This is a genomic window from Pseudomonas sp. MWU13-2100 (assembly GCF_023242365.1).
In the GTDB taxonomy this organism is placed as follows: Bacteria; Pseudomonadota; Gammaproteobacteria; order Pseudomonadales; family Pseudomonadaceae; genus Aquipseudomonas.
Genome location: NZ_JALLIX010000128.1, coordinates 1 through 776 on the forward strand (window position 1 = coordinate 1; position 776 = coordinate 776).

The 776-nt window shown below is 62.4% G+C and carries 2 pseudogenes; both read right to left on the bottom strand.

The features are described 5' to 3' along the window. A pseudogene (gene istB, locus M5B99_RS29665) lies at positions 1 to 304 on the bottom strand (IS21-like element ISPsy14 family helper ATPase IstB); the annotation flags it as partial. 19 nt (positions 305 to 323) lie between these two features. After that, positions 324 to 776: pseudogene (locus M5B99_RS29670) on the bottom strand (IS21 family transposase); the annotation flags it as partial.

Here is a 776-nt window from a genome sequence, read left to right on the forward strand (position 1 = left end):
AGTTCAGACCGTCGCGCAACCATTGGCCGCTGCCCAGTTGCAGGATCAAGGCCTTGTCCAAGCCACGCGGACTGCGATAGTCGATGTCTTCCAGGCAGGCGTTATGGCGCAGTCGTGCGGCCTTGAGGCGAGTAGTCAGGCGGGCGTCTTCGCGCTCGGTCAGCTCGCGGTCGACCATCAGACCGAGGCGTTCATCGAAGCTCAGGTCGTTGATATCGGGCGTTGCATGTTGTTCGCCGAGCGCCTTGATCATCCCGTGCAGTCGTAGGGTTTGCAGCTTGTCGAGTGTCGGATTGGGCAGCATGTTCGTGCTCCTTTTTCAGTCAGTGGTAGTAGCCGGGGCCACGCAGGTTGATGTGCTCGTCGGGCAGCAACGGCAGGTTTTGCTGGGCCAGTGGCAGTCTTTCTAGCCCTTGGCGCAGGATCGATTCGAGGCTTTTGTAACTGCATGCGCCCAGTGCCAGCGCACGCTGGCAAGCGGCTTCCAGCCGCTCTTCGCTGTGCTGTTTGCTCAGGCGCAGGATGCCCAGGCAGGCACGGAAGCCGTGTTGCGGATGGATTCGGCGTCCGAGGATGTAGGTGATGACGCCGGCGGTGTTGGGGCCGGTCTGCTCTGCCCAGCGGATCAGCCGTTGTGGTGTCCATTCGGCATGCTCACGATGGCTCTTGGGCATGTGCTCGGTCTGGGTGGTGTGCCGGCCTTTGTGCTGCGAGCGCAGGTGGCTGGCCACACGCTGGTTGGCGTGGAAGCACTCGACCGTCTTCGCCGTCAGCCA